Genomic DNA, 22647 nt, shown 5'->3' on the forward strand with positions numbered 1-22647 from the left:
AGCCCAAAACCAAACCTAATTACCTTTTTTTAAGGCTCTTTTCTAAAAGATTGTTGCTATTAACTTGGAGAAAGTCGGCTTTCAGGCTTTTTCCAATCTTTTTCCGAAGAAAAATTGCCACATGTTTAAATCTTCTTCCACGAAAAGAGCACGAATGCAACGTTGATTACGTTTGTCTTATCTATACGCAGTAGTAACAAAGTGTACGAAAACAGCCTTTTTTTAAAAAAACTGACAACATAAAGCGGCGGGAATTCAAAAATTTCGTCGCTTTTCCATTGGAAGGGAGACACATATGGCAAATGCATACAAGCAAGCAGGTGTAGATATTGAAGCTGGCTACGAAGCGGTAGACCGGATGAAAAAGCATGTGAAAAGAACGATGAGACCGGAAGTGATGGGTGGACTTGGCGGTTTCGGAGGCCTGTTTGATCTATCCGCGGTGAACGTGAAAAATCCGGTACTCGTTTCAGGAACAGATGGTGTGGGAACAAAGCTGATGCTTGCATTTCAGCTAGATAAGCATGACACCATCGGGATGGATGCAGTTGCGATGTGTGTCAATGACGTCGTGGTTCAAGGAGCAGAGCCACTATATTTTCTTGACTATATTGCATGCGGAAAAGCGGACCCAGCACGAATTGAAAGCATTGTAAAAGGAATTGCGGATGGCTGCGAGCAAGCTGGCTGTGCCCTTGTCGGGGGAGAAACGGCAGAGATGCCTGGCATGTACGACGAAAGCGAATATGACCTTGCAGGCTTTACAGTTGGAGTCGTGGACAAAGAACGCCTCATCACGGGCGCAGACATTAAGCCTGGGAACATTCTCGTCGGCCTTAGCTCAAGTGGTATCCATAGCAACGGCTACTCGCTCGTAAGAAAAATTGTGAGCGGAATGGATTTGAACGAAGTATACCCAGGGTTAGAACGCCCCCTTGGTGAGGAACTCCTCACACCAACGAAAATTTACGTAAAACCAATATTAGAAGTTCTCAAAAAACACGACATTAACGGAATGGCCCATATCACAGGTGGCGGCTTCATTGAAAACATTCCACGGATGCTGCCAGAGGGACTGCAAGCAGAAATCGACTATGGAACATGGCCAATTCCGCCAATTTTTAATGTGCTTCAAGAAAAAGGCGAGCTCAACCGCAAGGAAATGTTCAACATTTTTAACATGGGGATCGGCATGGTGCTGGCTATTGAAGAGGAAATTTTACCGGAGGTTGTGCAAATTTTAGAGGCAAACGGCGAGAAAGCTTACTTGATTGGACGTGTAAAAGAAGGCGAGGGTATCACCTTTGGCGGAGGAGAAATCCGATGACAACAAGAATGGCCATCTTTGCTTCTGGGAGCGGCTCGAATTTTCAAGCAATAGTGGATGCCTGCCACAAAAGGCAACTTGATGCAGCACCTGTATTGCTAGTCTGTGATAAACCGGATGCTTATGTGGTGGAGCGGGCAGAGGCAGCGAACATTCCATCCTTTACTTTCGTGCCAAAAAGCTACCAAAATAAAACGGAATTTGAGCAGGATATTTTGCTGCAGTTAAATGAACATAACATAGACTTCATTGTTCTAGCCGGCTATATGCGCTTGATTGGTCCAACCTTGCTTCAAGCCTATAAGGGGAGAATCGTTAATATCCATCCCTCCCTCTTGCCTGCTTTTCCAGGGCTAGACGCAGTGGGTCAAGCTTTAGATTACGGTGTGAAGCTAACCGGTGTAACGATTCATTTTGTTGATGAAGGAATGGATACTGGTCCCATCATTGCGCAAGAAGCCCTAGAAATCAAGGAAGACGATACAAAAGAATCCTTAGCAAAAAAAATACATCAAATCGAACACAGCTTTTACCCAAAAACATTACAACAACTTTTTACAGTTAAAGGAGAGGCAGCGATACGATGAGAGCGTTAGTGAGTGTTTCCAATAAAGAGGGCATTGTCCCGTTTGTACAAAAATTAGTGGAGCTTGGTGTAGAGGTCATCTCCACTGGCGGTACCAAAAAAGTTCTGCAAGAAAATGGTGTAAACGTAATTGGGATTTCAGAGGTAACAGGCTTTCCAGAAATCCTTGATGGACGAGTGAAAACCTTACACCCCATGATTCACGGTGGATTGTTGGCAATGCGTGAGAATGAAAGCCATCAGGCGCAGCTTTCTGAGCATGGAATTACACCAATTGATCTAGTGGTGGTCAATCTTTACCCTTTTAAAGAAACCATTTCTAAAGATGGTACATCATTTGAGGATGCCATTGAAAACATTGATATTGGTGGACCAACTATGCTGCGCTCAGCGGCAAAAAATCATCAGGATGTTGCGGTGTTAGTGGATCCTGCTGATTATGATGGTGTGATTACAGAGTTGAAGAACAATGGGAAAACCGAGCTTGCTACTCGTCGTCGTCTTGCGGCTAAAGTGTTCCGTCACACGGCAGCGTATGATGCGTTAATCTCCAATTACCTAACAGAAGCGGTAGAGGAGCAGCATCCAGAATCACTAACGGTAACATTTGAGAAAAAACAAGGACTTCGCTATGGAGAGAATCCACATCAGCAAGCGGCCTTTTACCAAACACCTTTAGCATCTGAGTTTTCCATTGCTTCTGCAGAGCAGCTTCACGGCAAAGAGCTTTCTTACAACAACATCAATGATGCAGATACAGCGCTTCAAATTGTGAAGGAATTTAAAAGCCCGGCTGTCGTTGCTGTCAAGCATATGAATCCTTGTGGCGTCGGAACAGGAGCAACAGCCCTAGAAGCCTACCGCCGTGCCTATGAAGCAGATCCTGTTTCTATTTTTGGTGGCATTCTTGCCTTTAACACCGAGGTAGACAAGGAAACAGCAGAGTTATTACATGAGCTATTTTTAGAGATCATTATTGCGCCATCCTTTACAGAGGAAGCTTTGGCGGTACTAACGCAAAAGAAAAACATTCGTCTGCTTGTGGTGAAGATGGAAGGCGAGGACACGATGAAATCCCGCATCGTTTCTGTACGCGGCGGCTTGCTTGTGCAGGATGAAGACCAAGCAGGACTTGAGAATGCGGAAGTGACGATTCCAACTAAACGCGAGCCAACAGAAAAAGAGTGGGAAGATTTAAAGCTTGCATGGAAAGTAGTAAAGCATGTGAAATCTAATGCGATTGTTCTGGCAAAGGATGGTCAAACAGTTGGCGTTGGTGCAGGCCAGATGAACCGCGTAGGAGCGGCGAAAATTGCGCTTGAGCAGGCGGGAGAGAAAGCAGTTGGCTCGGCGCTTGGCTCGGATGCATTTTTCCCGATGAACGATACCGTGGAGGCAGCTGCCAAAGCAGGCGTCACGGCAATTATTCAGCCAGGCGGTTCCATCAAAGACGAGGATTCCATTAAAAAAGCTGATGAGTACGGAATGACGATGGTGTTTACCGGAATGAGACATTTTAAGCATTAATGATTTCACACAAAAGACAGGAGGAAACCCCATGAAAGTATTAGTAGTTGGTAAGGGCGGTCGGGAGCATGCGATCGCCTGGAAACTTGCCCAAAGCCCATCCGTTACCGAGGTTTTTATTGCTCCAGGAAACGTTGGAATGGAAATGGTCGGAAAGCTTGTTCCCATTGATGAATCAAATACGGACGCTCTCCTGCATTTTGCTAAGGAAAAGGGTATAGACCTCACGATGATTGGTCCTGAGGTTCCACTTTTAAATGGAATCGTCGATGCGTTTCAAGAGGCTGGTCTTCCAGTGTTTGGACCGACAAAAGCAGCAGCACTTATTGAGGGAAGCAAGAGTTTTGCGAAGGATATAATGAAGAAATACGACATTCCAACGGCAGGCTATGAAACCTTCACAGACTATGAAGAAGCGAAAAATTATATTGAAAGCAAAGGGGCACCAATTGTCCTGAAGGCAGACGGACTAGCAGCAGGTAAAGGTGTAGTCGTTGCGATGACCGAAAAAGAAGCCTTAGATGCGGTTTATGAAATGATGGCAGAGCAAAAATTCGGAGCAGCCTCCTCGAAACTTGTTGTAGAAGAATTCCTTGAAGGGGAAGAATTCTCGTTTATGGCATTTGTGAACGGAGAAAAAGTGTACCCAATGGTGATTGCTCAAGATCATAAACGTGCGTTTGATGGAGACCAAGGTCCCAACACTGGCGGAATGGGAGCCTACTCTCCCGTCCCACATATTCCGCAACAGATAGTAGACGAAGCATTAGAGACCATCTTGCTTCCAACCGCGAAAGCAATGGTGAAAGAAGGACGGCCATTTACAGGGATTTTATATGCAGGATTAATTTTAACGAAGCAAGGCCCAAAGGTGATTGAATTTAATGCCCGATTTGGCGATCCTGAAACGCAGGTCGTATTGCCACGTTTAGAATCAGATTTAGGAGAAGTGTTACTGGGAGTTTTGCAAAAGAAAGATCTAGAGCTGAAATGGTCAAATAAAGCCGTTGTTGGCGTGGTAATGGCATCAAAAGGCTATCCAGAAGCCTATGAAAATGGGGCTGTGATAGAAGGTGCGGACCAACTTGAAAACGCTGTTGTTTTTCATGCAGGAACAGCGATGGAAAAGGAAAAGCTTGTTACAAACGGCGGTAGAGTATTGCTTGTGGCAGCGCAACATGAGAGCCTGCAGGCAGCGCAAACACAAGCCTATCAAGAACTGCAAAAAATCTCCTGCGATCATCTTTTTTACAGAAATGATATTGCCAACAAAGCTATTGCGGCCGGCGTTTCTTCTTAACAAAAACAAAAACAATGGCGATGATGCCTCCAATTAAGGTTGCCAATATAAAAGACATATCGGTTAGGTATTCCAACATATGAATGCCTCCTTTAAAAGATGAGCCTTTGGGTGTTGTTACCCAAAGGCTTTTTTTTACTTAGCTTGGGTTATAAGAATCCGCCCCACCAGAGTCCCCATCGGTGCTGCCGCTTGCATCAAAATCGTCAAAGTTAAAATCAAATCCGTCACCACCACTATGTTCGTTGCGGTAATCCTGGAAACGTTCAAATCCGGCAGTTAATGGGCAATAGCGCAAGATTCCCTCTGCAATTTTCATACCAGCCATAAGAGCGACGAGCTTATAGGAATCGCGGTGTGGCCTTCTAACCATTTTACTTGTAATCCATGCAAGGATTGCAAACCCTGCTGAAATGCGGATCATCGCATTGATAATCCCAATATTAGGCCTTACTTTCATGTAAATTCCTCCATCCTTTGAATTGAAAAAATTTTCTCATAATTACCAAGAGGGTGATGCATGTGAAACTTTGTTATGGTAACATGGTAAAAAGAGGTTATATCACGATAATAATTACAAGCGAGTAACCTGAAACAACCTCATGAAGAGTGGTGTAAAGCATGCATGATCAAGCATATAGATGGAAAAGCAAAAAAATTCGCGAGCATGTAGCAGTGATGGATGGCAAGAAACATCCAACCATCGTCTTAACAAATGCAACATACTTAAATGTCCACCTAAAAACGTGGGCAAAAGCGAATATATGGATCTATGAGGACCGGATTATTTATGTAGGTGAGGAGCTTCCTGCAACTAGCGACAGTACGGAGATGATTGACTGTACGAGCTATTTTCTTGTCCCAGGCTACATAGAACCGCATGTCCATCCGTTTCAACTATATAATCCCCTTTCCTTTGCGCAATATGCATCAAAACGAGGAACGACAACATTTGTAAATGACAATCTTATGCTTACTTTACAGATGACAAAAAAGAAAGCGTTTTCTTTTATTGAAAAAATGAGTGAGTCACCAGTGAGCATGTATTGGTGGAGTCGCTTTGACGCACAAACTGAAATTGAAAACGAAGAAGAAGTATTTTCAACAAGGAATATCAAAAGCTGGCTTCAGCATCCCCTAGTCCTTCAAGGAGGAGAGCTGACGAGCTGGCCAAAATTAATGGCAGGCGATGACCTCATTCTTCACTGGGTGCAAGAAGCGAATGCCAACCGAAAACCTGTGGAAGGACACTTTCCAGGCGCATCGGAAAAAACACTCACCAAAATGCAGTTACTTGGCATCCACAGCGACCACGAAGCGATGAACGGAGCAGATGTCCTGAAGCGAATTTCACAAGGCTACCGGGCTTCCCTGCGCTATTCCTCCATTCGTCCAGATTTGCCGCAGATAGTAGAAGAGCTAGAAGCCTCAGGAGTGCAATATTATGACCAGACCTTTTTCAACACAGATGGATCAACGCCGAGCTTTTATGAAAGCGGTGTCATTGACCGAGCGATAAGTATCGCGCTTGATAAAGGAGTTCCAGCAATTGAAGCTTATCGGATGGCTTCCTTTAATGCCGCCAACCATTTTTACATGGAAAACAAACACGGCAGCATTGCTCCTGGAAGAATAGCCAACATTAACTTCCTAGACGCAAAAGAAAACCCTTTACCCGTTAAGGTACTTTCAAAAGGCGTGTGGGTGGGAGTGGATGGCAATTCCAATGAAGCTGCCTTCCCTAAACAGGATTGGCCAGCTCTTGGGCTTGAGCCACTTAAGCTTGATTGGGAGCTCTCGTTAGACGACTTGCAATTTTCGATGGCACTAGGAATGGAAATGGTCAATGAAGTCATCATCAAGCCATACAGCATCACAGTTGATGTATCAGGAGATTCCTTATCAACGGAGCACGATGAATCCTTCCTCATGCTATTAGACAGGGGAGGAAATTGGCGGGTCAACACTACGCTAAAAGGCTTTGGCAAACATGTGCAAGGTTTCGCAAGCTCTTACTCTAATACCGGTGACATTGTGTTAATTGGGAAAAACAAACAGGCAATGCTGCAAGCCTTTGAGCATATGAAGGAGATAGGGGGAGGAATGGTCCTAGTCGAAGAAGGAGAGGTACTTGCCGAAATTTCCTTGCCTCTTGCTGGCGGTATGTCAGATGCCCCAATGGAACAACTAATACAGCAGGAAACAAATCTTCGTCATTTGCTTTTTGAAAGAGGCTATTCCTTTGGAGATCCCGTCTATACATTGTTATTCTTATCATCCACACATCTTCCTTATATTAGAATAACACCAAGAGGAATCTATGATGTGATGAATAAAACGGTACTCTTTCCGTCAATAATGCGTTAAAATATAAAAGTAAGACATTGTTCAAGATGAAAGTTGAATTCAAGTAGTTTCTAGCTGTTGATTTTAGAAAAGGTGGAGACTCTCGCGGGAACAGGCGAAGCCGAGGAGGCTTAAGCATCGCCACACAGGACGCGGAGCCATTTGCCCAAATCAATAGCGTAATAAAATAGAGCAAAAAAATATCTAAAAGGTTGTGTTTTTGTAAGGATGGGGAATGGAAAACAAATTATTTGGGTACTGATGCTAATGTTACTTCTTGCAGGCTGTAAGTCAGACGAAACAAAAGGGGAAAAGACTCACACAGAGGAACCGGAAGTAACACAGGAAACTCCTAGTGAAGAGGCAGAAGTTCTTGATGAAATCGTGGAACTTAAGGAAAAAGCTCCATTTACCGGAGCAGCTTTAGAAGAAAAATCCTTCGCGAGACCTGTTGCAGTGATGGTAAATAATGATGTGAGAGCAAGGCCACAATCGGGACTGCATAAGGCCGATATTGTGTATGAAATTCTTGCAGAAGGGGATATCACCAGATTCCTGGCAATCTACCAAAGCGAAATGCCAGAAACGATTGGTCCTGTCAGAAGTGCTCGTCCATACTATGTAGATTTAGCAAAAGGGTATAATGGAATCTATGTCTTCCACGGCTGGAGTCCATCAGCTAGAGAAATGATTGAAGCTGGCGTAGTAGATGGCATCAATGGCTTAACCTACGATGGTTCTCTTTTTAAACGAGCGAGCTTCCGAAAGGCACCTCATAATTCCTATATCACAATTGAAAATATAAGGAAGGGTGCCAATCAATTAAACTACCCGTTGGAAGTAAAAGAAGCGGACCTGTCACCTTTTACTTTTCTAGAAGATGGGGAATCAGCAGAAGTAGAAGGAACAGCAACAGAATATGTAAAACTTGCCTACTCATCCAGAGCAACAACACATGTTGAATACAAATATAATCAAGAACATCAGCATTATGTCAGATACAGTGCAGGTGAAAAGCATACCGACTTAGAAACGATGGAAGAAATCACGGCAACCAATGTGTTCATTGTTCAAACGGAGCATAAAATTATCGATGAGCAAGGCCGCAGATACATTGACATCCAGAGTGGTGGCCAGGCTATCCTCATTCAAAATGGCAAGCGATATGATGTAGAATGGCAACAAGTTGAAGGAAAAATCTTGCCATTTATGAATGGAAAACAAGTACCGCTCGCACCAGGTAAAACATGGATTCAAATAGTTCCAGACCTGAATGTCGTTTCTTACTAGTCATAAATAAAGGAGATATAAACTATGCAAATTAACAAACTACGAGGAAAAGAACTGGATCAGCTATTTGAAGCCGTTCTTTCACTAAAAGATATGGAAGAATGCTATCGATTTTTTGATGATCTCTGTACGGTCAATGAAATACAGTCCTTAGCGCAGCGCTTGGAAGTAGCAAGAATGCTACGAGAAGGCTTTACCTATCATAAAATCGAAACAGAAACAGGCGCAAGCACCGCTACCATCTCTCGCGTGAAACGATGTCTAAACTATGGCAATGACGCTTACGAAATGGCATTAGAGCGCGTTGCAGAAGAGAAAAAGTCAAAAGAAGCTTAATGGAAATAGAAAAAGGTGGGTCACCAATAATATGGGTGATCCACCTTTTTCGTTTCGTAGCTGCGCTAAGTCCCGTCAAACAAAGACCGGCAAACCGTCCGCACTGTGTCTTACCCTCATCGATAAAATGTATCTTTATTCGACTTGACCTGATCGACGCCTTGATGCACTTCTGTAGGGTTGGCTCTTCTGTTCCTTTTCCCAAACTGATCCACGATTGCTCCAAAAGCAAGTAGAATGGCAAAACCAATAACAAACCATAGCCATACAGGCATGTCAGACACCTCCTAATCAAAGCATATTCCAGCAATTTTCATTTATGCATGCGATGGAAAATCCACTTCTTAGGTACCAGGTTGCTAATAGAGTGTATACCCATTATGGTGGGGGATGAAACCGGGAGCATGTGGATGGAGGCTTCTACTAATTCAGCCGAGTGGGGGTTTATTCAGCCACTTGGCGGTGCAATTCAGCGACTATGGGTCGTAATTCAGCCGAGTGGGGGTTTATTCAGCCACTTGGCGGTGTAATTCAGCGACTTTGGGTCGTAATTCAGCCACTTGGCGGTGCAATTCAGCCACTTAGCGGCGTAATTCAGCCACTTTCGACCTCCATTCAGCCACTTCACAATGTTCGACAGATTTCGCCAGCTTTTCTTCTCGCTTGCCCCACCACCACCACCGCTTGCCCCACCCAAAATCAAACCCAATCCCTTCTACTATCTTCCAAACAACATTCCCCCTTTCCCTTTTTCGTATTACGTCTGATTTTGCTATAATAGAGAAATGGATAAATAGAATGGGGGACGTATGCAGTGTTAATGGAAGTACGCGAGTGGCAGCACGTGTTTAAGTTAGATCCAAATAAGGAAATTTCAGAAGAAGATTTGGAGCTAGTGTGCGAGTCTGGGACAGATGCCATCCTTGTTGGTGGAACGGACGGAGTGACATTAGACAATGTGCTGAGCTTGATGAGCAGAGTGCGCAGATATTCGTTGCCATGTGCCTTAGAGGTATCAAATATGGAGTCTGTGACACCAGGTTTTGATTTTTATTTTATCCCAAGTGTCCTAAACAGCAAAAAGACAGATTGGGTTGTTGATTTACATATAGAAGCACTGAAGGAATTCGGAGATATCATGAACTGGGAGGAAATTGTGGCGGAGGGCTACTGCATCATGAATGCAGAGTGTAAAGCGGCTAAGCTGACTGAAGCAAAAACAGATCTTACCAAGGATGACGTCATCGCCTATGCAAGATTGGCGGAAAAAATGTTTAAACTACCTATCTTTTACTTAGAATATAGTGGTATGTACGGGGACACAGAAATTGTCCGAGCGGCAAAGGATACACTGGAAACCACACAGCTTTTCTACGGTGGTGGAATCTCAAATGCAGAAAAGGCAAAGGAAATGGCAGCTTTGGCCGACACGGTTGTAGTTGGAAATGCCATTTATGAAAATTTGAAAGAAGCACTTAAAACTGTAGAAGCAGTGAAGAATTCAAAAGACAAATAAGCGAATGTTTAGTATAATAAAAGTAAGAACATACGTTTGGTTAGGACGGTGAAAAAAATGCAATATTTAAGTCAACGCTTGCTGGAGGGGTTAAACCCTAGACAACAGGAAGCTGTAAAGAAAACGGACGGACCACTTTTGATCATGGCAGGAGCGGGAAGTGGGAAGACAAAGGTGCTGACCCACCGAATTGCCTACTTGATGGCGGAAAAACAGGTGGCACCTTGGAACATTTTAGCGATTACCTTTACAAACAAGGCTGCCCGTGAAATGAAGGAACGTGTGGAAGTTCTGCTGGGACCTGCCGCGGAGGATATTTGGATTTCGACCTTTCACTCGATGTGTGTACGAATCTTAAGACGAGACATCGACCGAATCGGAATCAACCGTAATTTCACAATTCTAGACACAACAGACCAGCTCTCTGTAATTAAGGGCATTTTAAAGGACCGCAATATTGACCCGAAAAAGTTTGATCCACGCACAATTCTTGGTACCGTTAGCTCGGCAAAGAACGAATTAATGAATCCTGAACAATACGCGAAACAGCCACTTGGGCCATATGAGCAGCAGGTAAGTGAAATTTATACAGAGTATCAAAAAAGGCTGAAAAAAAACCAGGCCCTCGATTTTGATGACTTAATCATGACGACCATTCACTTATTTAAGCGAGTGCCAGAAGTACTGGAATTTTATCAACGTAAATTTCAATACATTCATGTGGACGAGTATCAGGATACGAACAGGGCGCAATATACGTTAGTAAAGCTGCTTGCGGATCGTTTGGAAAACCTGTGTGTTGTCGGGGATTCTGATCAATCCATCTATCGCTGGCGCGGGGCGGATATCGCAAACATTCTTTCTTTTGAAAAAGATTATCCGATGGCAGAAGTGGTGCTGCTTGAACAAAACTATCGTTCCACGAAAAGAATATTGGAAGCAGCAAACAGGGTAATTGAACACAATATGAGCCGGAAAAAGAAAAATCTTTGGACGGAAAATGTGGAAGGTCAGAAAATCGTTCACTATCAAGCAGATTCCGAAAAATCAGAGGCGCAATTTGTGGTAGGGAAAATGCAGGAGCTCATGCGGAAAGATCCGAATCGCACACTAGGCGACTTTGCAATTTTATACCGTACCAATGCTCAGTCCCGTGTGATGGAGGAAATGCTCCTCATGTCCAACATCACCTACACCATTGTTGGCGGTACAAAGTTCTATGACAGAAAAGAAATTAAAGACATTCTTGCCTATCTTCGCCTTATTGCAAATCCGGATGATGACATCAGTTTGCAGCGAATTGTGAATGTTCCTAAAAGAGGAATTGGTGCAACGTCAATAGATAAGCTGGCAAATTACGCCACGCAGCATGACATCTCTATTTTTCAAGCACTTGCAGAGGTAGATTTAATAGGTGTTAGTGGAAGAGCAACGTCTCAGCTAAAGGAATTCCGAGCTCTTATTGAAAATTACGTGCAAATGCAGGAATACTTATCTGTTACCGAGCTTGTGGAGGAAGTGCTTGATAAATCAGGTTACCGCGAAATGCTAAAGGCGGATAAAACGATAGAATCACAAAGCAGACTCGAAAATATCGATGAGTTCCTTTCTGTTACGAAAAACTTTGAAGAAAAATATGATGACAAGAGCTTGGTTGCCTTTTTGACCGACCTTGCGCTTGTAGCAGATATCGATAAATTGGATGAGGAAGATAAAGAGCAGCAGGAGAATGTTATCTTAATGACGCTGCATGCTGCAAAAGGGCTTGAGTTTCCGGTTGTCTTTTTAATTGGAATGGAAGAAGGGGTCTTTCCACATAGCCGCTCCCTATTTGAAGAAGCGGAGATGGAAGAGGAACGCCGCCTGGCCTACGTTGGTATCACGCGTGCAGAAGAAGAGCTGTTTATTACGAATGCACAAATGCGGACATTATTTGGACGTACCAACATAAATCCCCCTTCCCGTTTTATAAAAGAAATACCTGAGGAGCTGCTTGAAAGTGCCTTACCTAAAGAGTCACGCTCAACGCCGTTTGGTGGAAGAACCTCAGGCGCGACACCATTTGGAGGTACAAGAAGTGGCGCGACACCAGCATCAAGACCCCATCGCCCAGCAACACCTGCAAGACAGCTACAATCCACAGGTGGGGAAAACGTTGGCTGGATGGTAGGAGACAAAGCGGAGCATAAAAAATGGGGAGTAGGAACCGTCGTTAGTGTGAAAGGTGAGGGTGATAGCAAGGAACTAGACATTGCGTTCCCAAGCCCAACCGGAGTGAAACGTTTACTTGCAAAATTTGCCCCAGTAACGAAAGTTTAAGGATAGAAAGGACGAAAAGTCATGGAAAGAGAACAAGCCCAAAAGCGAGTGCGCGAGCTGCATGATGTGTTAAATCAATTTAATTATGAATATCATGTGTTAGATAAACCGTCCGTTTCCGATGCGGAGTATGACTCTCTTTTACAGGAGCTGCTGAAGCTGGAACAGGAATTTCCTGAGCTTCAAACAGAAGATTCTCCTACCCAGCGTGTTGGTGGGAATATATTGGACATGTTCAACAAGGTGGATCATATTACTCCGATGCTTAGTCTTGGAAATGCCTTTAACGAGCAAGACCTTCGTGATTTTGACCGCCGGGTGAAACAAGCAGTTGGCGAAGATGTTCGCTATGTATGTGAACTGAAAATTGACGGTCTCGCTGTTTCCTTACGCTATGAGGACGGATTATTTGTGCTGGGTGCTACCCGAGGAGATGGGACAACTGGAGAGGATATTACGATGAATCTCAAGACCATCAAGTCGATTCCTTTGCGAGTAAAAGAACCGGTTACCATGGAGGTTCGCGGCGAGGCGTATATGCCAAAGCACTCGTTTGAAAGACTAAACGAAGCAAAGGTAGCGCGAGAGGAAGAGCCATTCGCAAATCCACGGAACGCAGCGGCTGGGTCCTTACGCCAATTGGATCCAAAAATTGCAGCAAGCAGAAACCTGTCCGTGTATGTGTATAGCTTGGCTGATGCTGGCGAAACCGGTGTGGATTCGCATAGTGAAGCACTCGACTATCTGGATAAATTGGGCTTTAAAACAAATAAAGAACGAAAAGTTTGTGGGTCGATAGAAGAAGTTTTGGAATATGTCACAGCTTGGCACACAAAACGCCAGGATTTATCGTATGATATAGACGGAATCGTTATTAAAGTCGATAATACCGAGCAACAGGAACAGCTTGGTTTTACTGCAAAAAGTCCACGCTGGGCGATTGCTTACAAGTTTCCTGCTGAAGAAGTGACAACCAGACTCCTTGATATTGAACTTAACATCGGAAGAACAGGGGTTGTTACACCAACGGCCATTTTAGAGCCGGTTCGTGTCGCTGGAACAACTGTGCAACGGGCTTCCTTACATAATGAGGATCTCATTCGCGAGAAGGATATCAAGCTTGGAGACACTGTCATTGTGAAAAAAGCTGGTGACATCATCCCAGAAGTGGTCAATGTACTTGTGGAAAAAAGAACAGGTGAAGAGCGCGATTTTCAAATGCCAACCCATTGTCCAGAATGTGAGAGCGAGCTTGTTAGGATTGAAGGAGAAGTAGCACTGCGCTGCATTAACCCAAAGTGTCCAGCACAAATTCGTGAGGGGCTCATTCACTTTGTTTCTCGTAATGCCATGAATATTGATGGTTTAGGGGAAAAAGTAATCGCGCAATTGTTCCGCGAAAATCTGATTGAAGATGTGGCCGACCTCTACAAGCTAACAAAAGAGCAGCTGCTCGAGCTTGAGCGAATGGGAGAAAAGTCTGCTGATAACCTTCTTTCAGCTATAGAAAAAACAAAAGACAACTCGCTAGAACGCTTACTGTTTGGTCTTGGCATTCGTTTAGTTGGATCAAAAGCAGCGAAAACCTTGGCGATGGAGTTTGAGCATATGGACAGGCTTGCCGGTCTCACAAGAGAAGAACTAACTGCTATTCATGAAATTGGAGACAAAATGGCTGACTCCATTGTGACTTATTTTGAACAACCGGAAGTTACAGAGCTTTTGTCAGAGCTTAAAGATTTGGGCGTAAACATGGCATACAAAGGGCCGAAAAAGGTTCAAGCAGAAAACGTGGATTCCTTTTTTGCTGGTAAAACCATTGTGCTGACAGGAAAGCTTGAAGAGCTATCCAGAAACGAAGCGAAAGCAGCCATTGAACAGCTCGGTGGGAAAGTTACTGGTAGTGTGAGTAAAAATACAGATTTAGTCATTGCTGGTGAAGAGGCAGGCTCTAAGCTGACAAAAGCCGAGGAGCTAGGAATAGAAGTGTGGAATGAAGCACAAATGCTTGCGGAAATACAATCATAAGAGGTGTTGGAAGTGAAAAGGTTTTTGTCGGTGCTCCTTGTTGTTTCTCTTTTTGCCACCGGATGTGTGCCAGGCTTTGAGAAGCAGGAAGAAGTGGTACAAGATCCAGCGCAACAAGAAAATACGGAGCAAGCCATTGTTCCTAGATATAAAATTTCAGATGATTATTATCAAACCATTCTTCCCTATAAGCCGGGAGAAACACGAGGTCAAATTGCACCACGTATGAACGGCAGAGTGGACGTTGAAGAATTGGAAACTGGTCTCATGCGGATGGCACAAGAGGTCTTCCCTTCCGATGATTACTTGTATCAGGAAGGGCAATACATCAAACGTGCTCAGGTTAGTGACTGGTTGAAAAGAAAAGATTCAAAAGATGGTAGTAGCAAAGGGTTAAACCCTCCGCTAGTACAAGGAAAGAATACTAAAGAAACCAATGAAAAAAGCCCGATGTACCTAGCGCACATCCAAGAACAAAATTTCCTTGTCCGAAAAGGGGAAGAACAGGTTGAACTAGGAGGTATCGCTATCGGTATTGCCCTTAACTCTGTTCATTATTACAATCTATCGGATGAAGAGGGTGGATATCCTCGTGAATACAATATTGATGACAAGAAACTCGAAGCAGAAGGCAAAAAAATTGCCGAAGAAGTATTAAGACGTGTCCGTTCCACAGAAGGTCTTGAAAAAGTACCAGTTGTAATTGGACTCTATAAACAAAACGCAGTGAACTCGGTCGTTCCTGGAAACTTCATCGCCAAAGCCAAGATTGGTGCAGGTGATGGCTCCATTAGCAAATGGGAAGAAATGAACGAAAAGTATCACCTGTTCCCAAACAGTAATACCACCGAGCTTTACCGTGACGATGCTGTTCGATTTGAGAATTTCAAGCTCGATATTGATGATTACTTTCCAAACCATACAGGGATCATTGGAAAAGGATATTATCAGAACGGCGAGCTTCAACAGCTCAAGATAGAAGTGAACATGCAATTTAACGGCAAAGCTGAGCTCATTGGGTTCACACAATACGTGACAGGCCTAGTCGTGGAGCATTTTCCAAACTATATCAATCTAGAAGTATCGATTTCTTCTATCAGCGGCAAGGAAGCATTAATCATCCGAAATGCCGGAGCCGACAATCCGTTTGTTCATATTTATTAAGTTAAGCAAACCCCACTACCCATTTTGGATAGTGGGGTTTAGTTTTGAGTTAACAGGGGATTGTGAGTTTTGCGGGAGTTATTGTGATTTATTTTGGTGTTATTGTGAGTTTTGCGGGAGTTATTGTGATTTATTTAGGTGTTATTGTGAGTTTTGCGGGAGTTATTGTGATTTATTTAGGTGTTATTGTGAGTTTTGCGGGAGTTATTGTGATTTATTTAGGTGTTATTGTGAGTTTTGTGATTTATTGTGACTTTTTTTGTTGTCATTGTGAGTTTTTCAGAAGTCATTGTGACTTTTCAGAGGGTTATTGTGAGTTTTGTGATTTATTGTAACTTTTCTGTTGTGTTTGTGACTTTTCCAGAAGTTATTGTGACTTTTTCAGAAGTCATTGTGAGTTTTCAGAGGGTTATTGTGATTTATTTAGGTGTTATTGTGAGTTTTGTGATTTATTGTGACTTTTTCTGTTGTCATTGTGAGTTTTCCAAGAGTTATTGTGACTTTTCCAAGGGTTATTATGACTTTTCCAGAAGTTATTGTGACTTTTTCAGAAGTCATTGTGAGTTTTCCAAAAGTCATTGTGACATTTACAAAAACCAGCAACCAATAAGTAACCACTACTTGCAAGGATAGCGTTTTTCTCGCGTCGTCAACCATCCAATTTTTTCTTTCTATTGAAATATAAACAATATTTGAAAGACCAGTAATCTTAAGGTAGAATGAAAATTGTATGCAAGCGCTTTAGAATGCAAAGGAGGGCGAATGGTATGGTTATACCTTACAAACATGAACCATTTACTGATTTCACTAATGAGGAAAACAAACAAGCTTATCTTAAAGGCTTGAAGCTTGTGGACTCTTATTTAGGACAAGATTACGATTTACTTATTGGTGGAGAGCGTGTAACGACAGAAGCAAAAATCGTTTCCGTGAACCCTGCAAATAAAGAAGAGGTTATTGGTCGTGTATCAAAGGCAGATCGTGACTTAGCCGAAAAAGCAATGCAAGTTGCTGACGAAACGTTCAAAACGTGGCGTAAAGTGAAACCGGAAGTAAGAGCAGACATCTTGTTCCGCGCGGCTGCTATCATTCGTCGTCGTAAGCACGAATTCTCTGCATTACTTACAAAAGAAGCAGGGAAGCCTTGGAATGAAGCGGATGCGGATACAGCAGAAGCAATTGATTTCCTTGAGTACTATGCGCGTCAAATGCTGAAATTAAAAGACGGTATGCCTTTGGAAAGCCGCGTTGGCGAATACAACCGTTACAACTATATTCCTCTTGGAGTAGGTGTAATCATTTCTCCATGGAACTTCCCATTTGCAATCATGGCTGGTACAACAGTAGCAGCGATTGTAACAGGAAACACGGTACTATTAAAGCCTGCATCCACAACTCCTGTTGTTGCAGCGAAATTTGTGGAAGTAATGGAAGAAGCGGGCCTTCCAGCTGGAGTACTTAACTTTGTACCTGGTAGCGGTGCGGAAGTTGGAGACTACTTGGTAGATCACCCACGCACACGTTTCATCTCGTTCACTGGTTCTCGTGACGTTGGTCTACGAATCTATGAGCGTGCTTCCAAAGTAAACCCTGGCCAAATTTGGTTGAAGCGTGTAATCGCGGAAATGGGTGGAAAAGATACGATTGTAGTAGATAGCGAGGGAGACCTTGAATTAGCTGCTCAATCCATCGTAAAATCTGCATTTGGTTTCTCAGGTCAAAAATGCTCTGCGTGCTCCCGTGCGGTAATCGTAGAGGATGTGTACGACCAAGTATTAAACCGTGCAGTAGAATTAACAAAAGAACTATCCGTTGGCGACCCTACAGAAAACCATTATATGGGACCTGTTATCGACCAAGCTGCATTTGATAAAGTAATGAAATATGTAGGTATCGGTAAAGAAGAAGGACGCATCGTTGCTGGTGGAGAAGGAGATAGCTCCAAAGGCTTCTTTGTACAACCAACGATCGTTGCGGATGTAGATCCGGAAGCTCGCCTAATGAAAGAAGAAATCTTCGGACCTGTTGTCGCATTTGCAAAAGCAAAAGATTACGATCATGCGCTTGAGATTGCAAACAACACAGAATACGGCTTGACTGGAGCGGTTATCACGAACAACCGTGAAAAAATCGAGCAGGCTCGTGAAGACTTCCACGTTGGAAACCTTTATTTCAACCGTGGATGCACAGGTGCTATCGTTGGTTACCAACCATTTGGTGGATTCAACATGTCAGGAACAGACTCTAAAGCTGGCGGACCTGACTACTTGCTTCTTCACCTACAAGCGAAAACTACATCTGAAACATTATAATGATGGTAAGAGAAGCAGATGCCCACTTGGGTGTCCGCTTCTTTTTTTGCGCTAAAAAAATTTCTATTTTTTTACATATTCCAATCAAAAAGCTTCATACTAACAAATGTGTTTAAAAATAGTGTAGAAAAGGAGACCGTCAAATGAAGAAACTTTTAACCATTTTAACGGTGTTGCTGTTTGTAGTAGGTGCAGCAGGAAACCTGGTTTCAGCCAATACAGGAAATAAGGAAGAAGCGCAAGTGCGAATTCTCCATGCTTCTCCAGATGCACCTGCAGTGGATGTTTATGTAGATGGTCAAGCGGCTGTTCAAGGAGCTAAATTTAAAGACGCAACGGACTATTTAATGTTAGCAGCAGGGCCGCACAAAGTAGACATTTTTCCAGCTGGTAAAAAGGACAAAGCTGTCATTTCAAGTGAGCTTGTAGTGGAGGGTGGAAAAGCGTACACGGTTGCTGCCATAAACAAGCTAGACAGCCTGGAACTTGTAGCAATTGAGGACACTAGAGAAGCTCCGAAAGGAAAATCGCTCGTGCGAGTGGGCCATTTCTCTCCTGATGCTCCTACAGTGGATGTAGGCATCATTGGTGGGAACAATGTATTTTCTGGAGCATCATTTAAAGATGTTACGGTTTATCAAAAGCTAAAACCTGGAACATATGACTTAGAAATCCGTACACCTGATAAAAAACAAGTGCTGGACCTTTCCGGTACAAAGCTAGACTCAGATACAGTTTATAGTGTTTTTGCTGTGAATACAGCGGACCAACTGGAAGTACTAGTGCTCATTGATAGTAAAAAATAAATGCTGTAAAAAAAGCCCGGGAGCAAATCCCGGGCTTTTTCGTGTAGATTACTCTTTATTTTGTTCTGCTTCCATTGCCTCTTCCATTTCTGTAAAGCCTTCGCGTACTTTTTTACGTGGGAGGCTAGTTAAATAACTAATGACAATAACTGCAATTGTACTTAAGATGAATCCTGGAATGATTTCATACATCCATGCAGATAAGGTATCTCCATTAATTTTGAATGGTCCATAGATCCAAATTAGGACAGTTAGCGTACCAACTAGCATTCCAGCAAGTGCGCCCCAGCGGTTCATACGCTTCCAGTACAAGCTAAGGATAACAACAGGTCCGAATGCTGCACCAAAGCCTGCCCATGCATTACCAACAAGATTTAAGATGGTATCGTTTGGTGTTAGGGAAAGCATGATCGCCACGAGTGCGACAATCAATACGGATATACGACCGATTAATACAAGCTCTTTTTCAGAAGCTTCACGACGCATAAACGTTCTGTAAAAGTCTTCTGTCAGCGCACTAGATGTAACGAGCAGCTGAGAAGAAATGGTGCTCATGATTGCAGCCAGTATCGCAGCAAGTAAGAATCCGCTAATAAGTGGATTGAAAAGTACTTGAGAAAATACGATAAAGATTGTCTCGGAATTTTCAAGTTCCATTCCTGTACGGTTAACGTAGGCAATACCAACAAGCCCTGTCGCCATTGCACCAATGATAGAAACTGTCATCCAGCTCATCCCGATACGACGTGCTGCTTTAAAATCGCGAATCGATTTAATCGCCATAAAACGTACAATGATGTGAGGCTGACCAAAGTAACCAAGACCCCAAGCTAGTAAGGAAATAATACCTATTACTGTAGTACCTTTAAATAGGTCCAAGTAAGTAGGATCAATGGCACGAACCTCATCAAGCGTTACGCCAACACCACCAAGGTCAGTAAACGCCACAATTGGCACAAGAACTAGTGCAAGGAACATGATACAGCCTTGTACAAAGTCCGTTAAACTAACCGCAAGGAATCCTCCAAATAAGGTATAGGCCACAACTACTCCGGCAGTTACAAACAGACCAGTTTTATAGTCTAAGCCGAATGCACTTTCGAAAAGTGTTCCACCGGAAACCATACCAGAGGAAGTGTAAAGGGTGAAAAAGATGATGATGACAATCGCTGAAACGAAACGAAGAATGCGTGTTCCATCATAAAAGCGGTTTTCAAAGAAGTCTGGGATGGTAATAGAATCATTCGCAGTTTCTGTGTAAACTCTCAAACGAGGTGCGACAATCAGATAGTTCACATACGCTCCTATTGTAAGACCTACGGCAATCCAGATACTTGAAACACCTGTGGCATACATTGCACCAGGTAAGCCCATCAGCATCCAGCCACTCATATCAGATGCACCCGCAGATAATGCGGTTACTCCTGGTCCTAACTGACGTCCACCAAGCATGTAACCTGATATATCGTCTGTCGATTTTTTATAGGCATAAAAACCTATCCCAAGCATCGCAATAAAATATAATGCGAGGGAAATAAATACTCCTGTTTCCACAATATCAACTCCTAAATTCATTCAGTGGTTTGTGTGTAAATCAGCAATTCCGGCGCCCCAAATTGCTCAGATAACGGTTACGAGTATTTAAGCTAACAAAGTATTTCCCTTAATTCAAGCGAACAAAACCTTTTTCAATAGGAAGAAAATCACTGTACCCCTTGCTACAATGGGCATAGTTCCCAATCAAAAAGAAATTAAAGTAAAACTATTCTTAATATTCTAACATGTAATATTTCTGTAAATTTGCTGACGTATTTACAACTATTGTTTAAGGTCCGTGCACTTATTTTAACCAGTAAAGAAAAATATATGAGGCAGCGAAGCAGGGGGAACGGTTCTTGTGATTCCTTTGAAAAAAAGGAGCCCCCAGAACCGTCCCTCGCTTTACTTGATTGAAGGGAGGGAAGTTTAGTATGATAGGGGTATTGTGCAAGTTTCGATATTTTGCGGAGGTGAAAGGGAATGTCTCGTATTTCCGAAGATCAGGTAAAGCATGTCGCACATTTGGCGCGACTGGCAATAAGTGAGGATGAAGTGGTGATGTTCACAAGTCAATTGGATGCCATCATTTCATTTGCTGAACAGCTAAATGAGTTGGATACGGAAAATGTGCTGCCTACCTCTCATGTTCTACACATGAAAAATGTCATGAGAGAGGACGTTGCAAAAGACGGACTGCCTGTGGAGGAAGTGCTGAAAAATGCACCAGACCATAAGGACGGCCAAATTCGTGTACCATCCATTATCGAGTAGCTGGGAGGGAAATCTATGTCATTGTTTGATAAAAAGCTAGCTGAATTGCATAGTCTTTTACATAAAAAAGAAATAAGTGTCACAGACCTTGTCGACACTTCCTACAAACGAATCAACGAAGTAGACGACAAAGTAAAGGCGTTTCTCACGCTCGACGAAGAAAATGCTCGCACACACGCGGACGCATTAGACAAAGCGCTTGGACTTGAAAAAGAACATGGCTTGCTATACGGTCTGCCGATAGGAATTAAGGATAACATCGTGACAAAGGGGTTACGCACGACTTGTGCAAGTAAAATCCTTAGCGATTTTAACCCAATTTATGATGCAACGGTAGTAGCGAAGTTAAAGCAAGCTGAAACCGTCACAATCGGAAAAATAAACATGGACGAGTTTGCCATGGGCTCTTCTAATGAAAACTCCGCCTATGCCGACACCCGTAATCCATGGGATTTAGAGCGTGTTCCAGGTGGCTCTAGTGGTGGTTCTGCTGCAGCGGTTGCAGCTGGAGAAGTATTTTTCTCTCTTGGCTCCGATACCGGTGGCTCCATTCGTCAGCCGGCTGCATTTTGTGGCGTAGTGGGTCTAAAGCCAACCTATGGAAGAGTGTCCCGATATGGCCTTGTTGCTTTTGCATCCTCCTTAGATCAAATCGGTCCAATTACTCGTACAGTGGAGGACAATGCCTATCTCCTACAAGCGATCTCTGGGATTGACCCACTAGATTCTACTTCGGCTAACGCAGATGTGCCTGACTTTTTATCAAGCCTGACAGGTGATGTTAAAGGCTTGAAAATTGCCGTGCCAAAAGAATACCTAGGTGAAGGGGTTACGGAAGAGGTCCGTCAATCTGTTCTAGATGCATTAAAAGTATTGGAAGGACTCGGGGCATCATGGGAGGAAGTATCACTGCCACACTCTAAATACGCGTTGGCAACCTACTATCTCCTGTCATCTTCGGAGGCCTCTGCTAATCTAGCCCGTTTTGACGGTGTTCGTTATGGCTATCGCACGGACAACACGAAAAACCTTCTAGATATGTACAAACAAACTAGAAGCGAAGGCTTTGGTCCGGAAGTAAAACGCCGAATTATGCTGGGAACGTATGCACTTAGTGCTGGTCATTATGATGCTTACTATTTAAAAGCTCAAAAAGTTCGCACGTTAATCAAGCAGGATTTTGAAAATGTTTTTGAAAAATATGATGTGATTGTTGGGCCAACCACGCCAACACCGGCTTTTAAAGTTGGCGAAAACATGCTGGACCCATTAACCATGTATGCAAACGATATTTTAACCATACCAGTTAACCTCGCAGGCGTACCGGGAATTTCCGTGCCTGCCGGTTTCGTGAACGGACTGCCAGTAGGCTTGCAGATTATCGGCAAGCATTTCGATGAAAGCACCGTTTATCGCGTTGCCCACGCCTTTGAACAGGCAACGGATCATCATAAACAAAAACCAAAGCTGTAAGGGGTGA

General features: G+C 43.3%; 22 protein-coding genes. 16 read left to right on the forward strand and 6 right to left on the reverse strand.

The window, feature by feature from the left end; genetic code table 11:
- The first annotated feature begins 295 nt into the window (after positions 1–295).
- The 4 genes from purM to purD are packed head-to-tail and all read left to right on the forward strand — an operon-like array spanning position 296 to position 4740.
- Entirely contained in the window at positions 296–1327 is a 1032-nt protein-coding gene (purM, locus tag FIU87_RS02115) for a phosphoribosylformylglycinamidine cyclo-ligase (RefSeq protein ID WP_152443051.1), read from the forward strand.
- A complete protein-coding gene (purN, locus tag FIU87_RS02120) occupies positions 1324–1914 on the forward strand; it encodes a phosphoribosylglycinamide formyltransferase (protein ID WP_152443052.1) in 591 nt (196 codons plus the stop codon). The genes purM and purN overlap by 4 nt, the downstream gene beginning before the upstream one ends.
- Positions 1911–3440: a bifunctional phosphoribosylaminoimidazolecarboxamide formyltransferase/IMP cyclohydrolase gene (gene purH, locus FIU87_RS02125; protein WP_152443053.1), complete on the forward strand. Its 1530-nt coding sequence runs from the start codon at positions 1911–1913 to the stop codon at positions 3438–3440. The genes purN and purH overlap by 4 nt, the downstream gene beginning before the upstream one ends.
- A 31-nt stretch (positions 3441–3471) precedes the next feature.
- Positions 3472–4740: a phosphoribosylamine--glycine ligase gene (gene purD, locus FIU87_RS02130; RefSeq protein WP_152443054.1), complete on the forward strand. Its 1269-nt coding sequence runs from the start codon at positions 3472–3474 to the stop codon at positions 4738–4740.
- Here purD and FIU87_RS21645 read toward each other — a convergent pair.
- The gene (locus tag FIU87_RS21645; protein WP_367643901.1) at positions 4715–4819 is read right to left on the reverse strand and encodes an EYxxD motif small membrane protein; all 105 of its coding nucleotides are present in this window, start codon (positions 4817–4819) and stop codon (positions 4715–4717) included. The genes purD and FIU87_RS21645 overlap by 26 nt on opposite strands.
- Before the next feature lie 60 nt (positions 4820–4879).
- Complete coding sequence (locus FIU87_RS02135) at positions 4880–5200, reverse strand: YgaP family membrane protein (protein WP_152443055.1); 321 nt, start codon at positions 5198–5200, stop codon at positions 4880–4882.
- 161 nt (positions 5201–5361) lie between these two features.
- On the opposite strand from FIU87_RS02135, the gene FIU87_RS02140 reads away from it, so the two are divergent.
- The 3 genes from FIU87_RS02140 to FIU87_RS02150 all read left to right on the forward strand — a co-directional run bounded on the left by FIU87_RS02140 (position 5362) and on the right by FIU87_RS02150 (position 8712).
- Positions 5362–7107, forward strand: coding sequence for an adenine deaminase C-terminal domain-containing protein (locus tag FIU87_RS02140; RefSeq protein ID WP_152443056.1), 1746 nt, complete (start codon positions 5362–5364; stop codon positions 7105–7107).
- Between the two features lie 207 nt (positions 7108–7314).
- Entirely contained in the window at positions 7315–8376 is a 1062-nt protein-coding gene (locus FIU87_RS02145) for a DUF3048 domain-containing protein (RefSeq protein WP_152443057.1), read from the forward strand.
- 24 nt (positions 8377–8400) lie between these two features.
- Entirely contained in the window at positions 8401–8712 is a 312-nt protein-coding gene (locus FIU87_RS02150; protein ID WP_152443058.1) for a YerC/YecD family TrpR-related protein, read from the forward strand.
- A 116-nt stretch (positions 8713–8828) separates the two neighbouring features.
- Here the strand turns inward: FIU87_RS02150 and FIU87_RS20860 are convergent, their stop codons facing one another.
- Complete coding sequence (locus tag FIU87_RS20860; protein WP_172970915.1) at positions 8829–8987, reverse strand: hypothetical protein; 159 nt, start codon at positions 8985–8987, stop codon at positions 8829–8831.
- Positions 8988–9202: 215 nt separating this feature from the next.
- Positions 9203–9421 carry a hypothetical protein gene (locus FIU87_RS21190; RefSeq protein WP_216647529.1) on the reverse strand — a complete coding sequence of 73 codons (219 nt, stop codon included), beginning with the start codon at positions 9419–9421 and terminating at the stop codon, positions 9203–9205.
- Positions 9422–9532: 111 nt separating this feature from the next.
- Between FIU87_RS21190 and FIU87_RS02155 the strand changes: the two genes are divergently transcribed.
- The 5 genes from FIU87_RS02155 (at position 9533) to FIU87_RS02175 (ending at position 16074) form a co-directional block, all read left to right on the forward strand.
- Positions 9533–10228, forward strand: coding sequence for a heptaprenylglyceryl phosphate synthase (locus FIU87_RS02155; RefSeq protein ID WP_152446379.1), 696 nt, complete (start codon positions 9533–9535; stop codon positions 10226–10228).
- A 57-nt stretch (positions 10229–10285) separates the two neighbouring features.
- A complete protein-coding gene (gene pcrA, locus FIU87_RS02160) occupies positions 10286–12547 on the forward strand; it encodes a DNA helicase PcrA (RefSeq protein WP_152443059.1) in 2262 nt (753 codons plus the stop codon).
- A 21-nt stretch (positions 12548–12568) separates the two neighbouring features.
- Entirely contained in the window at positions 12569–14575 is a 2007-nt protein-coding gene (gene ligA / locus FIU87_RS02165) for an NAD-dependent DNA ligase LigA (RefSeq protein WP_152443060.1), read from the forward strand.
- 12 nt (positions 14576–14587) lie between these two features.
- Positions 14588–15739 carry a CamS family sex pheromone protein gene (locus tag FIU87_RS02170; RefSeq protein ID WP_152443061.1) on the forward strand — a complete coding sequence of 384 codons (1152 nt, stop codon included), beginning with the start codon at positions 14588–14590 and terminating at the stop codon, positions 15737–15739.
- A gap of 62 nt (positions 15740–15801) precedes the next feature.
- Complete coding sequence (locus FIU87_RS02175) at positions 15802–16074, forward strand: hypothetical protein (RefSeq protein WP_152443062.1); 273 nt, start codon at positions 15802–15804, stop codon at positions 16072–16074.
- An 88-nt stretch (positions 16075–16162) separates the two neighbouring features.
- Here FIU87_RS02175 and FIU87_RS21195 read toward each other — a convergent pair whose 3' ends face one another.
- Entirely contained in the window at positions 16163–16342 is a 180-nt protein-coding gene (locus tag FIU87_RS21195; RefSeq protein WP_216647531.1) for a hypothetical protein, read from the reverse strand.
- A gap of 164 nt (positions 16343–16506) precedes the next feature.
- On the opposite strand from FIU87_RS21195, the gene pruA reads away from it, so the two are divergent.
- On the forward strand, positions 16507–18051 hold the full coding sequence (gene pruA, locus FIU87_RS02185) for an L-glutamate gamma-semialdehyde dehydrogenase (protein WP_152443064.1): 1545 nt from the start codon (positions 16507–16509) through the stop codon (positions 18049–18051).
- A 143-nt stretch (positions 18052–18194) separates the two neighbouring features.
- Positions 18195–18857: a DUF4397 domain-containing protein gene (locus FIU87_RS02190; protein WP_152443065.1), complete on the forward strand. Its 663-nt coding sequence runs from the start codon at positions 18195–18197 to the stop codon at positions 18855–18857.
- A gap of 48 nt (positions 18858–18905) precedes the next feature.
- Here the strand turns inward: FIU87_RS02190 and putP are convergent, their stop codons facing one another.
- Positions 18906–20432, reverse strand: a complete 1527-nt coding sequence (putP, locus tag FIU87_RS02195; protein WP_301538648.1) for a sodium/proline symporter PutP — start codon at positions 20430–20432, stop codon at positions 18906–18908.
- A 444-nt stretch (positions 20433–20876) separates the two neighbouring features.
- Between putP and gatC the strand changes: the two genes are divergently transcribed.
- A complete protein-coding gene (gene gatC / locus FIU87_RS02200) occupies positions 20877–21167 on the forward strand; it encodes an Asp-tRNA(Asn)/Glu-tRNA(Gln) amidotransferase subunit GatC (RefSeq protein WP_152443067.1) in 291 nt (96 codons plus the stop codon).
- 15 nt (positions 21168–21182) lie between these two features.
- Entirely contained in the window at positions 21183–22640 is a 1458-nt protein-coding gene (gene gatA / locus FIU87_RS02205) for an Asp-tRNA(Asn)/Glu-tRNA(Gln) amidotransferase subunit GatA (RefSeq protein WP_152443068.1), read from the forward strand.
- Positions 22641–22647 lie beyond the last annotated feature (7 nt).

This window comes from Bacillus sp. THAF10, from assembly GCF_009363695.1.
GTDB lineage: Bacteria > Bacillota > Bacilli > Bacillales > Bacillaceae_I > Sutcliffiella_A.